Genomic DNA, 338 nt, shown 5'->3' on the forward strand with positions numbered 1-338 from the left:
GACGGGTGGAGCGAGGCCGACCGCCCGCTCGTACCGGCCGAGCCGCCCCCGGTCCCGCCCCTTGCCGCCACGCCCTGGGGCCGAGCCATGCCAGCGCCGAACCCCGCCGCACCGCGCCTCATCCGCACCACCGCCCGCCAGCCGCAGCCGAACGCCAGCACTACGCGCGATCCCCTCGGCTCGCCCCTGTGGGCAAGCATGGCCGAGCGCTATCTCGGCGGCCTGCCAGCGATCTTCGACGACCGCGCCACCGTCGCGCTGCCCCCGGTCACCGAGGACCAGACGCAGGTGCCCGTCACGGTCGATGCCCGGGCGCTCGGCTCGGTCGAGGAACTCCT

The 338-nt window shown here is 76.0% G+C and carries 1 pseudogene; it reads left to right on the top strand.

The features are described 5' to 3' along the window. Positions 1 to 87 precede the first annotated feature (87 nt). Positions 88 to 338: pseudogene (locus tag ACLBXP_RS25385) on the top strand (quinoprotein dehydrogenase-associated SoxYZ-like carrier); the annotation flags it as partial.

The sequence above is a fragment of the Methylobacterium sp. A54F genome (assembly GCF_053346035.1).